The 430-nt window shown below is 72.8% G+C and carries 1 protein-coding gene; it reads right to left on the bottom strand.

Annotated elements, in window-relative coordinates:
- Nucleotides 1–430, bottom strand: a 430-nt coding sequence (locus tag IH50_RS38450; protein WP_037873694.1) for a phosphopantetheine-binding protein, incomplete at both ends; no start/stop codon positions are given.

Here is a 430-nt window from a genome sequence, read left to right on the forward strand (position 1 = left end):
ACGTTCGCCGCGCCGCCCTCGACGGTGGCGACGACCCGCTCGACCTCCTCGGCGGTCAGGTCCACCAGCGGCAGCATCTCCGGCGTGATCGCCCGCGCATCGGCCGGGATCAGATTCGGCGGGACCTCGATCTGCTCGGTCCCCGCCACCGCGGCAAGGCTCGCCACGGTGGGCGACTCGAACAGCGCCCGCACGGAGACCGTCACGCCGCGGCCGCGCAGGATCTCCACCAGGCGGATGGCCAGGAGGGAGTGACCGCCCAGCGCGAAGAAGTCGTCGTCGACGCCGACGCTGTCGACGCCGAGGACCTCGGCGAACGCGGCGCACAGGATCTCCTCGCGGACCGTGGAAGGGCCGCGGCCGGAGCCGGTCGTGTACTCGGGTGCGGGCAGGGCCTTGCGGTCGAGTTTGCCGTTCACCGTCAGCGGCA

The organism is Streptomyces sp. NRRL S-37 (assembly GCF_000721605.1).
Lineage (GTDB): Bacteria > Actinomycetota > Actinomycetes > Streptomycetales > Streptomycetaceae > Streptomyces.